The sequence below is a fragment of the Pseudomonas alvandae genome (genome assembly GCF_019141525.1).
GTDB lineage: Bacteria > Pseudomonadota > Gammaproteobacteria > Pseudomonadales > Pseudomonadaceae > Aquipseudomonas > Aquipseudomonas alvandae.
The window spans coordinates 552,190-568,265 of record NZ_CP077080.1; the positions used below are offsets into that span (position 1 = coordinate 552,190).

Here is a 16,076-nt window from a genome sequence, read left to right on the forward strand (position 1 = left end):
TTTTTGTGCGCGACTAGTTTTCTTCCAATGCCTGCGTATCCCATCGCTGCACCTTGATTGCCTTGTACAGCATGCCGATGGTCAGCGGCATCTTGTTTGCGCGCCCCTTGGCCCTGCGCTTTTGAAATACATCGAATCCTTCCGGTTGGAAATAGCGATAGGCGTCATAGTCGATGAGCTCGACGGCGAACCGCTCTTCCAATGTTTCCATCAAATGCCGCGCATCCGCGCCGTCGCAGCCTAGATCGTGATTGATCGCGGTTTCCAGCCGAAGGGTCTTGCGTTCCGGCAGGCCGATCTCTTCGTGGAGCAATTCCATGAGTTGGCGCATGACGGCATCGTCGGGGAAGTCTGGGGCGAAGTGCATGTTGGGGGATCCGACTGGTAGGAATGGCAGGGCTGTACGGTTGGCAAGTTTAGGGCGAAATCGTTTCTCAAAAAGAAGAAAAGTCTCACGTCATGCTCGGAATCGTCTGGTGAGCATTGCCCCGCTTACTCGGTAAGGTTCTCCGCGCCGCTTGCATTGAGTTGGCGCTGACCGAGCAAGGACGAAGCATGGCGAAAGGAAAAGGCGATATTCCCCAAGTCTGGGAGTACCGAGGTGATGACTGGCGCCACAGAGTCCTGCGGGACATGACCCCGGACGAGCTGGCAAAACGAGACGCCGATTATAAAGCCCATGAGGACATGCTCGCTCGGCAAGAGGCGTACATGACTCAGCGGCTGAGCCAGATACATCAGAAGGAAGCCCCGCGTATCAAAGGCTGCGTGTTCGCCAAGTCCTGCGAACTGCCCGATGCGATCATCGATTATCACAATCCAACCGGTTACATCCCGACGGAGATGCTGAGCGCTTATGGCGCCTTCACGTTGTTGGGCGGCCGAGAGGTAGACGCGTCAGGCTGCGTACCGCTGAAGACCATCAGCGGAGCGTTGCCCGCAAGTGTTGGCACGCTGGCACTGGGTGGAACGGCGTTGGCCTCCTTGGCGCTGGCGCGGCGATCACGGCGCCGGTAGCGGCAGGCGCACTGGTGGGATTGGTGGGGCTGCTGATGCCCTCGAACCTGGGCGACGGTTCGCTGTACACCGAAGAGCAACTAAGGTCCCTTGAACAAGCGCGCAGCCGGGTTCGCCTACATGTCGAAACCCAGCCCGACGGGACGCTTAAAGGTTACGGCTACAACACCCAGTCAAGACGCGACTGGGAGATGATCCCGGTGGTGACATTCCAGGCCCGCGGCGAGCAGCAAGTGGCAGACTTCGGCGACGGGGTCGAGTTGATCTGGACGCCGGCAGTGGACCCTTCCGCGACGTTGGGCATTCCAGCGTTGGAAGCTGCGCCACAGGCGCCGCGCATCTGGATCTTCCCGCCGACGCCCATGGCGGACAGCATCATCGTCAATCCGATCTATCCACCGGAGTACAAGGATTTCATTCTTGTGTTTCCGGTGGGGGCTGGGGTTTCGCCGTTATATGTAGTTTTGAATGTTCGGCGCAAAGGGTTGCCGGAGCCAGCGCATAAGTATCATCACGCACCTCAGACAAACGAAATTTCAGGCTTCGCTGGTCTTACTGAAGTTAAAGCAAAGACTCCCCGTCAAGGTGGCGGCGGTTTCCGGGAGCGTTGGATTGATGCTAAGGGCAGGAGAATTTACGAGTGGGACTCTAGCCACGCCGAGTTAGAAGTGTATCGTTCAAGCGATGGGGGCCATCTCGGTGCATTCGATCACCTTACGGGTGAGCAAAAGAAAAAACGAAATCCGAAACGTAACATCAAGAAGTATTTATGAGGACGCCATGGGTTTGAAAATTAGGCTGAGGTGGTTTGATAAAGTATCCGAGCTATTGGTCGAGAAAGAGTATTCAAAGGATTTCGGAAGCGACACCGAGATTCTGGATGAACTCAATATTCCTTCGGGAAATAATATTAATAACGGAAATCTTGATGTCGTCGGCGAATGGGTTGGAATCCTCCAGCCACATTTCAAACATTATCTGGATTTGTCGAGGTACGACTATCAAGTATCTTTTGACTATCGAGATGAGTGGTGAGCGTAAGATCACGAGGTCGAGGCAATTACGGCCGGCTTTTCGACCCCGGCAAGCATCGGTGGCACTTCAGATAGCCTCATGCAACCGCCTAGCAAGAAGCTTGTGATCAGGACGGTAGGTAACGTCAGTTTGCTCAACATGATTTTTCTCCTTGTCTAATGAGTAAAGGGAATCCTGTCTTTTGCTGGTCCGATGCAGCCGATTCATGGATCGACGGCGCACCTTAACGCGTCTAATGACCGGAGACGAGACATCAAAGCGCCTGGATCGCTTCGTGGCAAAGCGATAACGCTCCCGAAAAAAGCGTATACAGCGAGAGAGGTAGAGCCATGAATTTTGCTGTGTTGGGATTTTATCCAGGCCAGGACGAATTGGTATTTGAACAGAGCATCAACCTGTCTATAAAGGACTTGATGCCATTGATGCTTTGGACTGACAACACCGATTATATTGGCGCTGATTTCAAACTTTCCAAGACACAAATTATCGAAATTGGGCGCTTGGCGTCGTTGGCTTTTCCCGCAGAGCTTGATTTTTATCTAACGTCAACCGAATGACCCGGCCCGTGACTGTGCTCATTTACCTCTGAGCTGCATCCATCCGCTGAATGCCCGGCATCACACGAATAAATTTCAAAAAAAGTCAGTGGCTGGCTATGGTGATGGCTGTCCTTGGATCGCCGACAAGAGAGCAAACATGAGCCAGACAACCTTCGATATCCAGCGCGCCGCCGTGGTCGGTGCAGGCACCATGGGCCGTGGCATCGTGATGTGCCTGGCCAACGCCGGCGTCACTGTGCAATGGGTCGATAACAACCCGCAAATGCTTGAGCAGGCCTTGGCCACGGTGGCCGAGACTTATGCCCATAACGTACGCCAGGGCCGACTCGAACAAAGCGAAGCCGACGCGCGGATCGCCCGGGTAACGAGGGCGGATGACTACGCGGCGATCCGCAATGTGGACCTCGTAATCGAAGCGGTCTACGAGAATCTGGAACTCAAGCAGAAGATATTCCGCGAGCTGGACGGCATGCTCAAACCCGAGGCGCTGCTGGCAAGCAACACTTCGGCGTTGGACATCGATGCCATTGCCGCCGCCACGCGTCGGCCAACCCAGGTGCTGGGCCTGCATTTCTTCAGCCCTGCGCACATCATGAAACTGCTGGAAATCGTCCGCGGCGCACAGACGTCGAAAGCGGTGCTGGACGCAGCGCTGGCGTTGGGCAAACGCATGGGCAAGGTAAGCGTGGTATCGGGTAATTGTCATGGGTTCATTGGCAACCGGATGCTGCATCCCTACGTGCTGGAGGCGCGCAAGATGCTTTTGGAGGGGGCGCTCCCCCATCAGGTCGATGCGGCGCTGCAAGGCTTCGGCTTCGCCATGGGGCCGTTTCGCATGTACGACGTGGTCGGGATCGATCTGGAATGGCGTGCCCGGGAACTGGCGGGCCAGGGCCAGGACGCGCCCGAGGTGCAAGTGGACAACCGCCTGTGCGAGTTGGGCCGGTTCGGCCAGAAGAGCGGCAACGGGTACTATCACTATGAGCCAGGCAGTCGCCAGGCTGAACACGATGTCGAGGTCGATGCGCTGGTGCAGCGGGTCAGCGAGGGGCTGGGTTTCCAGCGGCGTGACATTGGTACCGAGGAGATCCTCGAGCGCTGCTTGCTGGCCCTGGTCAACGAAGGTGCGAAGATCCTCCAGGAAGGCATCGCCGAGTCGTCTCACGACATCGATCTGGTTTACCTCAACGGATATGGCTTCCCCGCAGACAAGGGCGGCCCGATGGCCTGGGCTGACCAGCAAGGGCTTGACGACATCCATGCGCGCTTGTTGGCGCTTGAAACCAAGCAGGGCGACCAATGGAAACCCGCCCGTTTGATCGGCGAGCTGGCTGCGCAAGGCAAAGGATTCTCCCAGCGATAATGCCGAGCCTTGCCCTGCGTTCCAAAACCGGATTACCCAAGGACAACTGATGCCCCAACGCACGGAATACTTGCACTTCCAGCCCATTACCACGCGCTGGCACGACAACGATGTGTACGGTCACGTCAATAACGTCACCTACTACAGCTTTTTCGATACGGCCGTGAACACCTACCTGATCGAAACCGGCGGGTTGGATATCGACGAAGGAGAAGTGGTGGGCTTCGTAGTGAGTTCGGCCTGCGATTACTTTGCCTCGATCGCTTTTCCAGACCGGATCGAGGTTGGCCTGCGGGTCGGCAAACTGGGCAACAGTTCGGTGCAGTACGAGCTGGCGGTGTTCAAGGTGGACGAGGACGAAGCCTGCGCGGCGGGGCGCTTCGTGCATGTTTTCGTGGATCGGGCATCGAATCGGCCCGTGGCGATTCCTGATCGATTACGCGCAGCGTTGGAACGGTTGGTGGCCTGAAACGAAAAATCGCAGCCTCCGGTCAGTCTCTGAAGAGAACGGCCGAAGGCTGCGATCTTTTACCGGCTGGTAGAAAAGTCAGCCGTTAGTCGCGGTAGTAGCGGTGATGCTTCTTGCGATGCCCGTAGGCATGGCCGCGACCCGGGTGCCCGTCACGATAGTAGCGACGATCGCCACGGCGACCTTCGTAACGGTCGTCATCGTCGTCCTTGCCCATGTAGTTGCCCAGCGCGCCGCCGGCGCCACCGCCAGCAGCGGCACCGATCAGGCTACCGGTGGTGCCGCCTACGCTGCGGCCGACCACGTTACCGCCGGCTGCGCCCAATGCGCCGCCGATCGCCGCTTCACCGCGGCTATGCTTGTCTGCGCCGACTGCGCTACCACCCGCGCCGCCAAGGGCTGCGCCGATAGTGGAGCCGGTGTTGCCGCCCAGGGACTGGCCGACGACCGAACCCAAAACCCCGCCCAATGCGCCGCCTACACCTGCTTCGGCGGTACCGCCGGCAGACGCGACGCCACTGATCAGGCCAAGGGACAACAAGAGAATGGAGGAGAACTTCATAGAGGAGCCTCAAAGGGATGACGGCGCGATCCTGAGGCTGGCTTCGCTTGGTTACAATCGAAATCCGACGAGTAACACGACTTGTGCACAATTCTCTAAGTTATTGTTTTTAGGCTGGAACTTAACCGAATTTCGCCGGTCTTTAGCTACTTCAGACAGGCCGTTTTCATTGGAAAACGGCCTTTTTTGTGGGCGTCTGGAAGTACCGTGGAAGCCCGCCCCCTGAGGATTGCGTCAGGCCGACTTGGCCAGGATCAACCCGTTTTCGCTCGCGGCTTCGAGGCGGATCGCCACGAACTTCGAGGTTGGGGTAAAGCTGCCGTCGCCCGTGCTTTCCAGCGGCACCAAAGGATTGACTTCCGGGTAATAGGCTGCGGCCTGCCCGGCGGGGATGTCGAAGGCCAGCAAGGTAAAGCCTTTGACCCGACGTTCACGGCCATCATCCCAGAGCGAAACGATGTCGGCTTTCTGTCCTGGCTTGAAGCCCAGGCGGATGATGTCCGCTTCGTTCACGAACAGCACGTCGCGTTGGCCTTTGACGCCGCGATAACGGTCATCCAACCCATAGATCGTGGTGTTGTACTGATCGTGCGAACGCATCGATTGCAGGATCAGGTCCGGCAGTTGGCCTGTCGCGCGGGTGCGCTCATGGATCAGGTCCGTCGGCAGCCGGTTGGGCTTGAAGTTGGCCCGGCCCGAAGGGGTATTCCAGCGACGGGCACCGGCGCTGTTGCCCAGGTAGAAACCGCCGGGGTTCTTGAGTTTTTCGTTGAAGTCCTTGAAGCCAGGGACAGTCTCGGCGATCAAATCGCGGATACGGCTGTAGTCGGCCACGAGCCAGTTCCAATCCACTGGGCGGCTGCCCAGCGTGGCGGCGGCGATGCCGGCGATGATCCAGGGCTCGGAACGCATCTGGTTCGACAGCGGCTGCAGTTGGCCATTGGAGGCGTGGACCATGCTGAAGGAGTCTTCCACGGTCACCGCTTGCGAGCCTTCCGCTTGCAGGTCGATGTCGGTACGCCCCAGGCACGGCAAGATGAGCGCTTCCTTCCCGTGGGCCAGGTGGCTGCGGTTGAGCTTGGTGCTGATCTGGACGGTCAGGTCGCAGTTGCCCAGGGCCTGGAAGGTCCGGTGGCTGTCTGGCGTGGCCTGGGCGAAGTTGCCGCCCAGGGCGACGAACACTTTTGCCCGGCCTTCGGCCATGGCGTGGATCGCCTCGACCACGTTGTGGCCGTTTTCACGCGGTACCTTGAACTGGAAGCGCCGCTCCAGGGTGTCGAGGAACGCAACGGGCGGACGCTCGTTGATTCCCATGGTCCGGTCGCCTTGCACGTTACTGTGGCCACGAACCGGGCAGAGCCCTGCGCCTGGCTTGCCGATGTTGCCACGCAGCATCATCAGGTTGGCGATTTCCTGGATCGTCGCCACCGAATGGCGGTGCTGGGTAATGCCCATTGCCCAGCACATGATCACGTTGTTGGCCTTGGCGTACATACGCGCGGATTGCTCGATCTCGGCCAGGGTCAGGCCGGATTGCTCGACGATCTGCTCCCACGGGGTTTCATCGACGACTGCCAGGTATTCCAGGACGTTGGCGCTGTGTTCGTTGAGAAACCCATGGTCGAACACCGCAGGGCCGCCGCTGTTCTGCGCGTCCCGTTCCCATTGCAACAGGAATTTCGCCATGCCCCGCAGCACAGCCATGTCACCGCCCAGGGCCGGGCGGAAATAGGCGGTGTTGGTCGGTTTATCACCGTTGGTGAGCATTTCCAGCGGATGCTGTGGATGCTGGAAGCGTTCCAGGCCGCGCTCTTTCAGCGGGTTGATACACACCACCTGGGCGCCACGTTTGACGGCTTCGCGCAGCGGCTCGAGCATCCGTGGATGGTTGGTGCCGGGGTTCTGGCCCCAGACGAAAATCGCGTCGGCATGTTCGAAATCGTCGAAAGTGACCGTGCCTTTGCCCACGCCCACGCTCTGGGACAGGGCCACGCCACTGGCTTCATGGCACATGTTCGAGCAATCGGGAAAGTTGTTGGTGCCGAAGGCACGCACGAACAGTTGATACAGGTAGGCCGCTTCGTTGCTGGCCCGGCCCGACGTGTAGAACTCCGCCTGGTTCGGGCTGGACAGTCCGTTCAGATGCTTGCTGATCAGTGCGAATGCCGCGTCCCAACTGATGGGCTTGTAGCGGTCGGTTTCGGCGTCGTAGCTCATCGGCTCCGTCAGGCGCCCCTGGTATTCAAGCCAGTAATCGCTCTGCTCCAGCAACGACGTCACGCTGTGCTTGGCGAAAAAAGCCGCGTCGACACGACGCTTGGTCGCTTCCCAGTTCACGGCCTTGGCGCCGTTCTCACAGAACTTGACCATGCCGCTTTCCGGCGAATCACCCCAGGCGCAGCCGGGGCAGTCGAAGCCGCCGTTCTGGTTGGTCTTGAGCATCATGCGGATGTTCTTCAGCGCGTTATCGCTGGTCAGCCAGGCCTGGGCAACGCTGATCAGCGCCCCCCATCCACCGGCCGGGCCCTTGTAGGGCTTGTAGCGCGGTGCGGGTTTCTGGTTGGCTTGTTGATAGTTGCTCACGCTTGTTTCTCCATCGCAGGGCTATAGACCCGCGGCGCACTTTTCTGCGGCAGGTGGATGAGGTTGAGGTTGTGTTGGCGGGCCCACAGCACGGCGAGGCCCGTGGGCGACGACAGGCTGACCAAGGTCTGGATGCCCGCACGCAGGACTTTCTGGATCAATTCGAGGCTGCAACGGCTGGTGACAATCGCCAAGCCGCCGGCTACCGGGATTTGTTGCCGGATCAACGCACCGATCAGTTTATCGAGGGCGTTGTGTCGGCCAATGTCTTCGCGGCCCAGCAGCAGCTCGCCCTGGGCATTCATGAACAATGCCGCATGGACCGCGCCGCAGTGCTGGCCCAGGGGCTGGAACTGGCTGATGCGTTGGCGCAGGCCATCGAGCCATGGCGCCGGTGGTAGCGGCGCCCCGGGCAGCGCCTTGAGGTCGGGTAGCGCCTGTTCCACGGCTTCCACGCCACACAGTCCGCAACCACTGGTGCCGGCCATCTGCCGGCGTTGCTGCTTGAGATTCCAGAAGGCGCGATTGGCGATGGTGACCTGGGCATATTGCGCCGAACCGGCACCGCTCAGTTGCAAATCATAGATATCCGCGGGGTCTTCGATGATGCCGCTGCCGAGGCTGAAACCGACGATAAAATCTTCGAGATCAGTGGGCGTGACCAACATGACAGCCTGGCTGATGCCGTTATAGGCAATGGCCAACGCCACTTCCTCGGCCAGCGCGGTGCTGTCCGAGTCGGAGTGGTCCAGGTTGCAGTAGCGATAGCTCTGGCTGGCGGCTGGGGTGGAGAGTTCCACGTCAGGCGTTGGACAGACCGGAGGCTTGTCGTTCATGGGCATCACTGAAAGTAGGAATAGTGGTAAGACTAAATGCGGCAATCTGCCACGTCTAATCGCTATTACTGATCTTCCAATAGATGACGTCGATCAAGAGATGCTTGTTGATTTCTGATAAAGCGCGAAACAAGCCTCCGCCAGCGCCGAACGCGGGGCGCCGCGACGCATGATCAGGCCGAGCGGGACGAGTGACTGCGCTCCTTCGATGGGCTGGATCCGCAGGTCTTCGGCCATGTCGTGCAGGCCGCCCTCCAATGGCACCACCGCGCAACACAGCCCGCCGTGAACGGCTTGTAGCAGCTGATGCACGGCGTCGGTCTGCAACAGCGGCTGGGGTGATAACCCCCGACTGTGGAAGTTGTGGTCGATGGACTGGCGAAAATGCATGCCGCTGGTGAGCATGCCCAAGGGCAATTCGACCAGCGCTTCCCAGCTCAGCGGTTGTTCATCGAAAAAGAAAAACCGCTGGTCGTAAAGCAGGCCCATGCGGGTATGGCTGAACGGCAGCGCCTCGAAACGATCGTTGTCCAGGCGTTCCAGGTAGGAAATGCCCAGGTCGATGCGGTTGTTCGCCAACTGTTCGAGAATCTGCTCGGAGCTCAGGGACGACAATTCGAAACGCAGGCTGGGGTGGTCGGCGTGCAGGCGCTGCATCATCGACAGCGGATCGAAGTTTGACAGCGGCACCACGCCCAGGCGCAGCGTGCCCACCAGGTTGCCCCGGCAGGCCGCCGCTTCGGCCTGAAGCCCGTCGTAGGCGGCCAGCACCGTGCGAGCCCAGGCCAGCACCCGTTCACCTGGCGCGGTAAAACCCTCGAAGCGCTGGCCGCGGTTGACCAGTGGCAGGCCAAGCTCTTCTTCCAGGCTGCGCAAGCGCATCGACAGGGTGGGTTGGGTGATGTGGCAACGAGCGGCGGCCTGGCCGAAGTGACGGGTTTCGTCGAGCGCAATGAGAAATTTCAGTTGCTTGATGTCCATCTTCGCTCCAGGGCGCTTGAAGGTTGGGATTCTAGCGCTTGCGCGTGGCGGGGTCATCGGTCGGTTGGGGAGCGGGTTCGGTGGGCTTGGTCTAGGCTTTGCGTCTGGACATTTGAACCCAGGGAGAGACAACCATGAGCCTTTTCAGTTTTTTAAAAGATGCCGGTGAAAAAATTCTTGATGCGCTGACGCCCGACAAGGCCGAAGCCAACAGCGAGGCGCTGACCAAGCACGTACAAGATGCCCTGACAGGTATAGATACTTCCAGGATCCAGATAAAAGTCGAAGGCGAAAAAGTCATTGCCACGGGCGAAGCCGCGACGCAGGAGGAAAAGGAAAAAATCCTTTTGGCCCTGGGCAACGTTGCCGGTATCAGCGGCGTGGATGACCAGATCACGGTCACCGGGCCGGTTGCGGCGGCGGCCAGGTTCGTCACCGTTGAGAAGGGCGACACCTTGAGTGCCATTTCCAAGCGGGTCTATGGCGATGCGAACAAGTACAACAAGATTTTCGAAGCCAACAAGCCGATGCTGAAACACCCGGACAAGATCTACCCGGGGCAGGTGCTGCGTATCCCTGAGTAATCTTCAGACTTGCAGTGTCTTCATCGCGAGCAAGCTCGCTCCCACAGTTGACCACATGTCCCTGTGGGAGCGAGCTTGCTCGCGATGAAGGCGGTGCGGTTCAAAGTCCGGCAATCAAGTCCCGATAATCCCCGACCGCCTCAAACTCCCCCGTATCCTTCGGCCCCTTGCGGCTGTCTGGTTCGCTGACCGCCAGCAGATGGCCGACGCCAAAGTCCCGGGCGCTGCGCAATACCGGCAGGGTGTCGTCGATAAACAGGCTGCGGGCCGGGTCGAAATCCAGGTCGGCTTGCAAGGCATCCCAGAACTGCGGGTTCTCCTTGGGGAAACCGTAGTCGTGGGAACTGATCAAGCGCTCGAAATATGGAGCCAGTTCGATACGTTCCAATTTCAAGGACAGCGAATCTCGGTGGGCATTGGTGATCATCACGACCCGTTTGCCGGCCCTTTGGATCGCCGCCAGGAACGTATCGGCGTCCGGGCGCAACGCGATCAAGTGCGCGGTTTCCAGCTTCAACTCGCGCACCGGCAGTTTCAGTTCCTCGCTCCAGAAATCCAGGCAATACCACTGCAACTGGCCGGCGTTGCGTTCGAACAGCGGTTGCAGCTCCATCTCGGCCATCGCGCGGCTGACGCCATGCAGTTCGGCGTAGCGCTGGGGCAGGTGCTCCAGCCAGAAATGGTTGTCGTAATGCAGGTCCAGCAGGGTGCCGTCCATGTCCAACAGCACCGTGTCGATCTCGTGCCAGGGCAATAAAGCCATCAAACTTCTCCAGCGGTAATCAGATATCCGACACAAACAATCAGGATAGGCCGGGTATAGTAGCCCGCTATCGCCCAGGGAGCCGTTTATGCGCCAGAAGCCCACCATACTCGACCGACGGATCGTCGCCACCAGCCGCCTGTTTTGCGTTGAAGAATTGCAATTGCGTTTTTCCAACGGTGTGGAACGCACCTATGAGCGGCTGGCGAGCAAGGGCGCAGGCTACGGCGCGGTGATGATCGTGGCGATGCTCGACGCCGACCACGCGGTGTTGGTGGAAGAGTACTGCGGCGGTACCGATGCCTACGAGCTGTCCCTGCCCAAAGGTCTGATCGAGCCCGGGGAGGACGTGCTGGCGGCGGCTGAACGGGAGCTCAAGGAAGAGGCCGGTTTTGGCGCGCGACAACTGGAGCACTTGACCGAGCTGTCATTGTCGCCTGGCTACATGAGCCAGAAAATCCAAGTGGTGTTGGCGACCGATCTGTATGAAGAACGGTTGGAGGGCGACGAGCCCGAGGCGATGCGCGTCGAGAAGGTCAACCTGGGCGAGCTCTGGGCCCTGGCCCAGAATCCACAATTCACCGAAGGCCGGGCGCTGGCGGCGCTGTATCTGGCCCGCGACCTGCTGACCCAGCGTGGAGCCTACCTGCCATGAATTACCCCCATCCCCTGATCGCCCCGGTGATCGAGCTGGCGCTCAAGGCCGGCGCGGCGATCCTGCCATTCTGGCGAGCCAATGTGGAAGTCGTGCAAAAGGCTGACGAATCACCCGTCACCGCCGCCGACATGGCCGCTCACGATGTGATCGTCGCTGGATTGACCGCGCTGGCGCCGGATATCCCGATCCTTTCCGAAGAGGACGCCAATATTGCACAAAGCGAGCGTGCGACCTGGAAACGCTGGTGGCTGGTGGACCCGCTGGATGGCACCAAGGAATTCATTTCCGGCAGCGAAGAGTTCACCGTCAACATCGCCTTGGTCGAAGAGGGACGGGTGGTGTTCGGCGTGGTTTCGATGCCTACCAACGGGCGCTTTTATGTCGGCGGCGCTGGGCTTGGTGCCTGGCGTGGCGATAAAAATGCCGAGCCTTTGCCCATCGCCGTGCGTAACGTATTGGCGCCAGGGGAAGTGTTTACCGTCGTCGCCAGCCGCCGCCACACCAGTGCGGAGCAGGAGCGCTTGTTGGCCGGCTTGAGTGAGAGCCTTGGCGCCTTGCAATTGACCAATATCGGCAGTTCGTTGAAGTTCTGCCTGCTGGCCGAAGGTGCGGCGGATTGCTATCCACGGTTGGCGCCGACGTCGCAGTGGGACACCGCCGCCGCCCAGGGAGTGTTGGAAGGTGCAGGGGGCGAGGTGTTGGGCCTGGGCGGCGAACCGTTCTGCTATCCGCCGCGGGAGTCGCTGTTGAATGCTTCGTTCCTGGCTTTGCCGGCGAAGGCGGCGTGGCGTGGGAAGTTGTTGGAGCTTGCCCGCGCCTAAGATCAAATCTGACCTTTTGGCTCGGACTGCTTCTGTGGCGAGGGAGCTTGCTCCCGCTGGGCCGCGAAGCGGCCCCAAAGGCGTCTGCTGCGCCCGAGGCGTCGGACCGGCCGAACGGGAGCAAGCTCCCTCGCCACGGGTTTTATGCTGCTTTGATCAACGGTGCAGCACGTACTGCCCTTCGAATTGCACCGCCACGTCCTCGCTGTCCACGTTCAACACCTGCGTCTGCAGGGCCAGCCGTGCCCGTCCGTAGCGCCGATACGTGGCCAGGAAGCGCTTCCAGGTTTTTTCATCAGGCGCTTCGCAGACGACGTGCGCATCCCGGGTGACCGGCAGCGGATAGCTGATCTGCCCCTCCTGGATCACGATGTGTCCGTCCTCGATCCCTTCCTCGCGCAAGGCCAGGTGCAGCCAGCCCCAGCCGCCCAGTACCGCGCCGCAGTACAGACTGCCGCCGAACATGGTGCTCTTGTGGTTGACGTTGGCCTCGAGGGGCAGGAACAGGCGCAGTCGCCGGCCCTGCCAATCGAGCACTTTCAGGCCCATGTCCCGCGTCAACGGGATGTCCCGGTGCAGAATCGATTCCAGGTAGGTGCTGTCGCGGTTCATGCTGGGCCTCTTGCTTGAAAGGGAAGATGGGCGGGCATTCAATCAGACTCTTCGGCCGGGCCATGGCTGCTATCGAAGGCCAGCCCATGCTTGCGCAGCTTGTCGTGCAGGGTCTTGCGCGGGATGCCCAATGCTTCGGCAAGGCTGCGTACCGAACTGTGTGGGCGGGCCAGCTCGGCGGCGATCAGGGTCTTTTCGAAGTTCTCCACCTGCTCGCTCAAGCCGCCGCTGACCACTTCCATCGGCGTGCCTGGATGACTTTCCGGCGCGCTGTTATCCAAGGCCAATTCCAGGCCCAGGGCAAAACGTTCGGCGGCGTTCTGCAACTCGCGCACGTTGCCCGGCCAGCCATGGCGCAGCAGCAGCGCCCGATGGGCCGGTTGCAGCTCGTGGGGCGGCAGGCCGTGGCGGGCGCTGGCCTCGTCGGCGAAATATTGGAACAGCAACAACACGTCCTCACCTCGTTCGCGCAACGGTGGTATGCGCAGTGGCGCGACGTTCAGGCGGTAATACAAGTCGGCGCGGAACCGCCCCTGATCGGCGGCCTGGCGCAGGTCTTCCTTGGTCGCGGCAATGATGCGGATATCCAGCGGGATCTGCTGATTGCCACCCAGCCGTTCCACCACGCGTTCTTGCAGCAGGCGAAGCAACTTGACCTGTACGTCCAGGCTCATGCTTTCGATTTCATCGAGGAACAACGTGCCACCGTTGGCGAACTCGAATTTGCCGATACGGCGTTTCTGCGCGCCGGTAAAGGCGCCGGGTTCGTGGCCGAACAATTCGCTCTCCACCACCGACTCCGCCAAGGCACCGGCATTGATGGCCACGAATGGCCCGTTGCGCCGGCTGGAAAGGTCGTGCAGGGCGCGGGCGACCACTTCCTTGCCGGCGCCGGTTTCACCGAGGATCAGCACATCGGCGCGGGTCGCTGCCAGGGCTCCGATCTGCTCGCGCAGGCGCAACATGGGTGACGACTGGCCCACCAGCCGGGCGCTGAGTTCGTGGCGGTCGCTCAGGGCCAGCCGCAGGCTGCGGTTGTCCAGGACCAGGCGGCGCAAGGCCAGGGCTCGGCGAACGCTGTCGAGCAGATGATCGCTGGCGAACGGTTTCTCCAGGAAGTCGTACGCGCCAGCACGCATGGCCTGCACGGCGAGCGGCACATCGCCGTGACCGGTGATCAACAGCACCGGCAGTTCCGGATCCTGGGCGTGCAGTTGACTTAGCAGCTCAAGGCCGTCCATGCCTGGCATGCGAATGTCGCTGACCACCACGCCCGGCCAGTCGCGGGGCAATTGCGCGGCCAGGCCATTGGCCTCGCCCAGGGGCAGGATTTTCAGCCCGGCCAGGTCGAGGGTCTGGCTCAAGGCCTGACGCAGATGGGGATCGTCGTCGATCAGCACCACCTCAATCTGGTTGTCGATGGTCATACACTACGGTCCTCGGAGGGTTGCAGGCTTACCCCGGGCGCGCCCGCGCGCAGCTTCAGGGTGATCAGGGCGCCGCCTTCCTTGTGGTTGGCGAACAACAGCTCGCCGCCAAAGGCGCGCATCAGGGTGTCGCAGATCGCCAGCCCCAGGCCAAGCCCCTGGGTACGGGTCTTGGTGGTGTAGAACGGCTCGCCGGCGCGGCCGAGGGCTTCCATGCAAAACCCCGGGCCGTTATCGCGGATGTACAGGTTGACGCCGGTTTCGGTCGCCTGGGCACTGAGCCAGAGTTTACGTGGCGGGCCTTTTTCGGTCAGCGCATCCAGGGCGTTTGCCAGGAGGTTACCCAGCACCTGGCGCAAGCGCGTTTCGCCGGCCTCGACCCACAGTGTGGCGGCCGGCAGGTCGCGGATCAGTTCCACTTCCATGCTCCGCCGCCGTTTGGCGAGTAACGCCAAGGCATCGTCCAGCGCCGGTTGCAAGGCGACACTTTCTGGCGCATGGCGGTCGCGACGGGCGAAGGCGCGCAAGTGGGCAATGATCGACGCCATGCGCCCGGTCAGTTCGTTGATCAACCTGAGATTGCCACGGGCATCTTCGGTACGCTGGTGGTCGAGCAATACCTCGGCGTTTTCGGCATAGCTTCGAATCGCCGCCAACGGCTGGTTGAGTTCATGGCTGATGCTGGCCGACATGGTGCCGAGTGCCGACAGCTTGCCGGCCTGGACCAGGTCATCCTGGGCCCGGACCAGTTCCTGCTGGGCGTGCTCGCGCTCCAGGACCTCCTGCTTTAGGCGCCGGTTAAGGCCTTCAAGGTCGCTGGTGCGTTCCGCGACCCGGCCTTCCAGTTCGTGGCGAGCCTTGGCCTCGAAGGCGATGCGGTCCAGGTAATGGCGCCTGCGCTGCATCATCAGGCCGAGCAACAGCATCAAGACCAGGAGCGCTGCGCCGCCGATGATCACCACCGTGCGCACCGGACGATCGATCAGGGTGCGCGGGGCGAGGATGCTGACGCTCCAGCCTGTTTCTTCGATGGTCTGGGTCTGGGGCAGCCAGGCGCTGGCGTCGAGGTTCAGCGGCTTGGGGTCGCGTGTCGGGTAGGGTTGTATCGCGCTGATCGCCTTGCTTTCCGCATCGCTCAAGGGGCGGGTCGAGCGGAAGCGCCATTCCTGGCGCGAGGTGAGGATGACCACGCCATTGGGGTCAGTCACCAGCAGTTGCTCCGGGGTCTTGCCCCAGAGGCTTTCGGTGTGGTCCAGGTCAACCTTGACCACCAGCACGCCGATGACTTTCTCACGGTCGCGGACGGCGGCGGCAAAGAAATAACCGCGCTTGCCCGATGTGGTGCCCAGGCCGAAGAAGCGTCCCAGGCGTCCGGCCATGGCTTCGATGTAGTAAGGGCGAAAAGCGAAATTGCGGCCGACGAAGCTGTCGTGCTTGTCCCAGTTCGACGCCGCCAGGGTCTTGCCCGTGGTGTCCATCAAGTACATGACTTCGGCGCCGGTCTGGGCGCTGATGTTTTTCAGCAGCCGGTTGGCGTTGCCCTGGGTGACGCCATCGTCCGGTGCCGACAGGGCCGCGCGCAGGGCCGGCAGTTCACCGAGAATCTGCGGCAGCACTTCATAGCGATGCAGGGTGCCCAGCAGGTTCGCGACGTAAAGATCGAGCGTCTGGCGATTCTGTCCGGCCAGCTCGCTGCGGTAATACCGCTCGGCCAGATGCTCCAGCGGCCACAGCAAAGGCGCCAGGCACAATGCGAGCAAGGCCAGGCTGCGCCAACGGGGTCTGCGGGGGAGGGTGGAATTCAT

16 protein-coding genes and 1 pseudogene are annotated in these 16,076 nt (G+C 60.8%); 8 read left to right on the forward strand and 9 right to left on the reverse strand.

Annotation, left to right across the window (positions count from 1 at the left end; all coding sequences use genetic code 11):
* Positions 1–13 precede the first annotated feature (13 nt).
* Positions 14–367, reverse strand: a complete 354-nt coding sequence (locus KSS97_RS02395) for a DUF1493 family protein (RefSeq protein ID WP_030141545.1) — start codon at positions 365–367, stop codon at positions 14–16.
* A 188-nt stretch (positions 368–555) separates the two neighbouring features.
* Between KSS97_RS02395 and KSS97_RS02400 the strand changes: the two are divergent.
* The 5 genes and pseudogenes from KSS97_RS02400 to KSS97_RS02420 all read left to right on the forward strand — a co-directional run bounded on the left by KSS97_RS02400 (position 556) and on the right by KSS97_RS02420 (position 4,444).
* A pseudogene (locus KSS97_RS02400) lies at positions 556–1,790 on the forward strand (colicin E3/pyocin S6 family cytotoxin).
* 7 nt (positions 1,791–1,797) lie between these two features.
* A complete protein-coding gene (locus KSS97_RS02405; RefSeq protein WP_198797046.1) occupies positions 1,798–2,052 on the forward strand; it encodes a colicin E3-like toxin immunity protein in 255 nt (84 codons plus the stop codon).
* Between the two features lie 329 nt (positions 2,053–2,381).
* A complete protein-coding gene (locus KSS97_RS02410; RefSeq protein ID WP_030141542.1) occupies positions 2,382–2,609 on the forward strand; it encodes a hypothetical protein in 228 nt (75 codons plus the stop codon).
* Between the two features lie 139 nt (positions 2,610–2,748).
* A complete protein-coding gene (locus KSS97_RS02415; RefSeq protein WP_198797048.1) occupies positions 2,749–3,975 on the forward strand; it encodes a 3-hydroxyacyl-CoA dehydrogenase in 1,227 nt (408 codons plus the stop codon).
* Positions 3,976–4,024: 49 nt separating this feature from the next.
* The gene (locus KSS97_RS02420; RefSeq protein WP_030141540.1) at positions 4,025–4,444 is read left to right on the forward strand and encodes an acyl-CoA thioesterase; all 420 of its coding nucleotides are present in this window, start codon (positions 4,025–4,027) and stop codon (positions 4,442–4,444) included.
* 85 nt (positions 4,445–4,529) lie between these two features.
* Here KSS97_RS02420 and KSS97_RS02425 read toward each other — a convergent pair whose 3' ends face one another.
* The 4 genes from KSS97_RS02425 to KSS97_RS02440 form a co-directional block, all read right to left on the reverse strand.
* On the reverse strand, positions 4,530–5,006 hold the full coding sequence (locus tag KSS97_RS02425) for a glycine zipper domain-containing protein (RefSeq protein ID WP_030141539.1): 477 nt from the start codon (positions 5,004–5,006) through the stop codon (positions 4,530–4,532).
* Between the two features lie 234 nt (positions 5,007–5,240).
* Positions 5,241–7,589, reverse strand: coding sequence for an FdhF/YdeP family oxidoreductase (locus tag KSS97_RS02430; protein ID WP_198797050.1), 2,349 nt, complete (start codon positions 7,587–7,589; stop codon positions 5,241–5,243).
* Complete coding sequence (fdhD, locus tag KSS97_RS02435) at positions 7,586–8,425, reverse strand: formate dehydrogenase accessory sulfurtransferase FdhD (protein ID WP_217860993.1); 840 nt, start codon at positions 8,423–8,425, stop codon at positions 7,586–7,588. Before fdhD ends, KSS97_RS02430 begins: the two co-directional genes overlap by 4 nt.
* A gap of 93 nt (positions 8,426–8,518) precedes the next feature.
* Positions 8,519–9,406 carry a LysR family transcriptional regulator gene (locus tag KSS97_RS02440; protein ID WP_030141536.1) on the reverse strand — a complete coding sequence of 296 codons (888 nt, stop codon included), beginning with the start codon at positions 9,404–9,406 and terminating at the stop codon, positions 8,519–8,521.
* Between the two features lie 134 nt (positions 9,407–9,540).
* On the opposite strand from KSS97_RS02440, the gene lysM reads away from it, so the two are divergent.
* Positions 9,541–9,990 carry a peptidoglycan-binding protein LysM gene (gene lysM, locus KSS97_RS02445; RefSeq protein WP_030141535.1) on the forward strand — a complete coding sequence of 150 codons (450 nt, stop codon included), beginning with the start codon at positions 9,541–9,543 and terminating at the stop codon, positions 9,988–9,990.
* Between the two features lie 100 nt (positions 9,991–10,090).
* Here the strand turns inward: lysM and yrfG are convergent, their stop codons facing one another.
* Positions 10,091–10,753: a GMP/IMP nucleotidase gene (gene yrfG / locus KSS97_RS02450; protein WP_030141534.1), complete on the reverse strand. Its 663-nt coding sequence runs from the start codon at positions 10,751–10,753 to the stop codon at positions 10,091–10,093.
* 88 nt (positions 10,754–10,841) lie between these two features.
* Here yrfG and nudE point away from each other — a divergent pair, with 88 nt between their 5' ends.
* Together nudE and cysQ are read left to right on the forward strand one after the other, a co-directional pair.
* Complete coding sequence (gene nudE / locus KSS97_RS02455) at positions 10,842–11,408, forward strand: ADP compounds hydrolase NudE (protein ID WP_030141533.1); 567 nt, start codon at positions 10,842–10,844, stop codon at positions 11,406–11,408.
* Positions 11,405–12,232 carry a 3'(2'),5'-bisphosphate nucleotidase CysQ gene (cysQ, locus tag KSS97_RS02460; protein ID WP_217860995.1) on the forward strand — a complete coding sequence of 276 codons (828 nt, stop codon included), beginning with the start codon at positions 11,405–11,407 and terminating at the stop codon, positions 12,230–12,232. The genes nudE and cysQ overlap by 4 nt, the downstream gene beginning before the upstream one ends.
* A gap of 156 nt (positions 12,233–12,388) precedes the next feature.
* Here the strand turns inward: cysQ and KSS97_RS02465 are convergent, their stop codons facing one another.
* Genes KSS97_RS02465 through KSS97_RS02475 form a run of 3 tightly spaced genes read right to left on the reverse strand, consistent with a single transcriptional unit; the run spans position 12,389 to position 16,076 of the window.
* The gene (locus KSS97_RS02465) at positions 12,389–12,844 is read right to left on the reverse strand and encodes a YiiD C-terminal domain-containing protein (RefSeq protein ID WP_198797052.1); all 456 of its coding nucleotides are present in this window, start codon (positions 12,842–12,844) and stop codon (positions 12,389–12,391) included.
* A 38-nt stretch (positions 12,845–12,882) separates the two neighbouring features.
* Positions 12,883–14,271, reverse strand: a complete 1,389-nt coding sequence (locus KSS97_RS02470; RefSeq protein ID WP_030141530.1) for a sigma-54-dependent transcriptional regulator — start codon at positions 14,269–14,271, stop codon at positions 12,883–12,885.
* The gene (locus KSS97_RS02475) at positions 14,268–16,076 is read right to left on the reverse strand and encodes a sensor histidine kinase (protein WP_030141529.1); all 1,809 of its coding nucleotides are present in this window, start codon (positions 16,074–16,076) and stop codon (positions 14,268–14,270) included. Before KSS97_RS02475 ends, KSS97_RS02470 begins: the two co-directional genes overlap by 4 nt.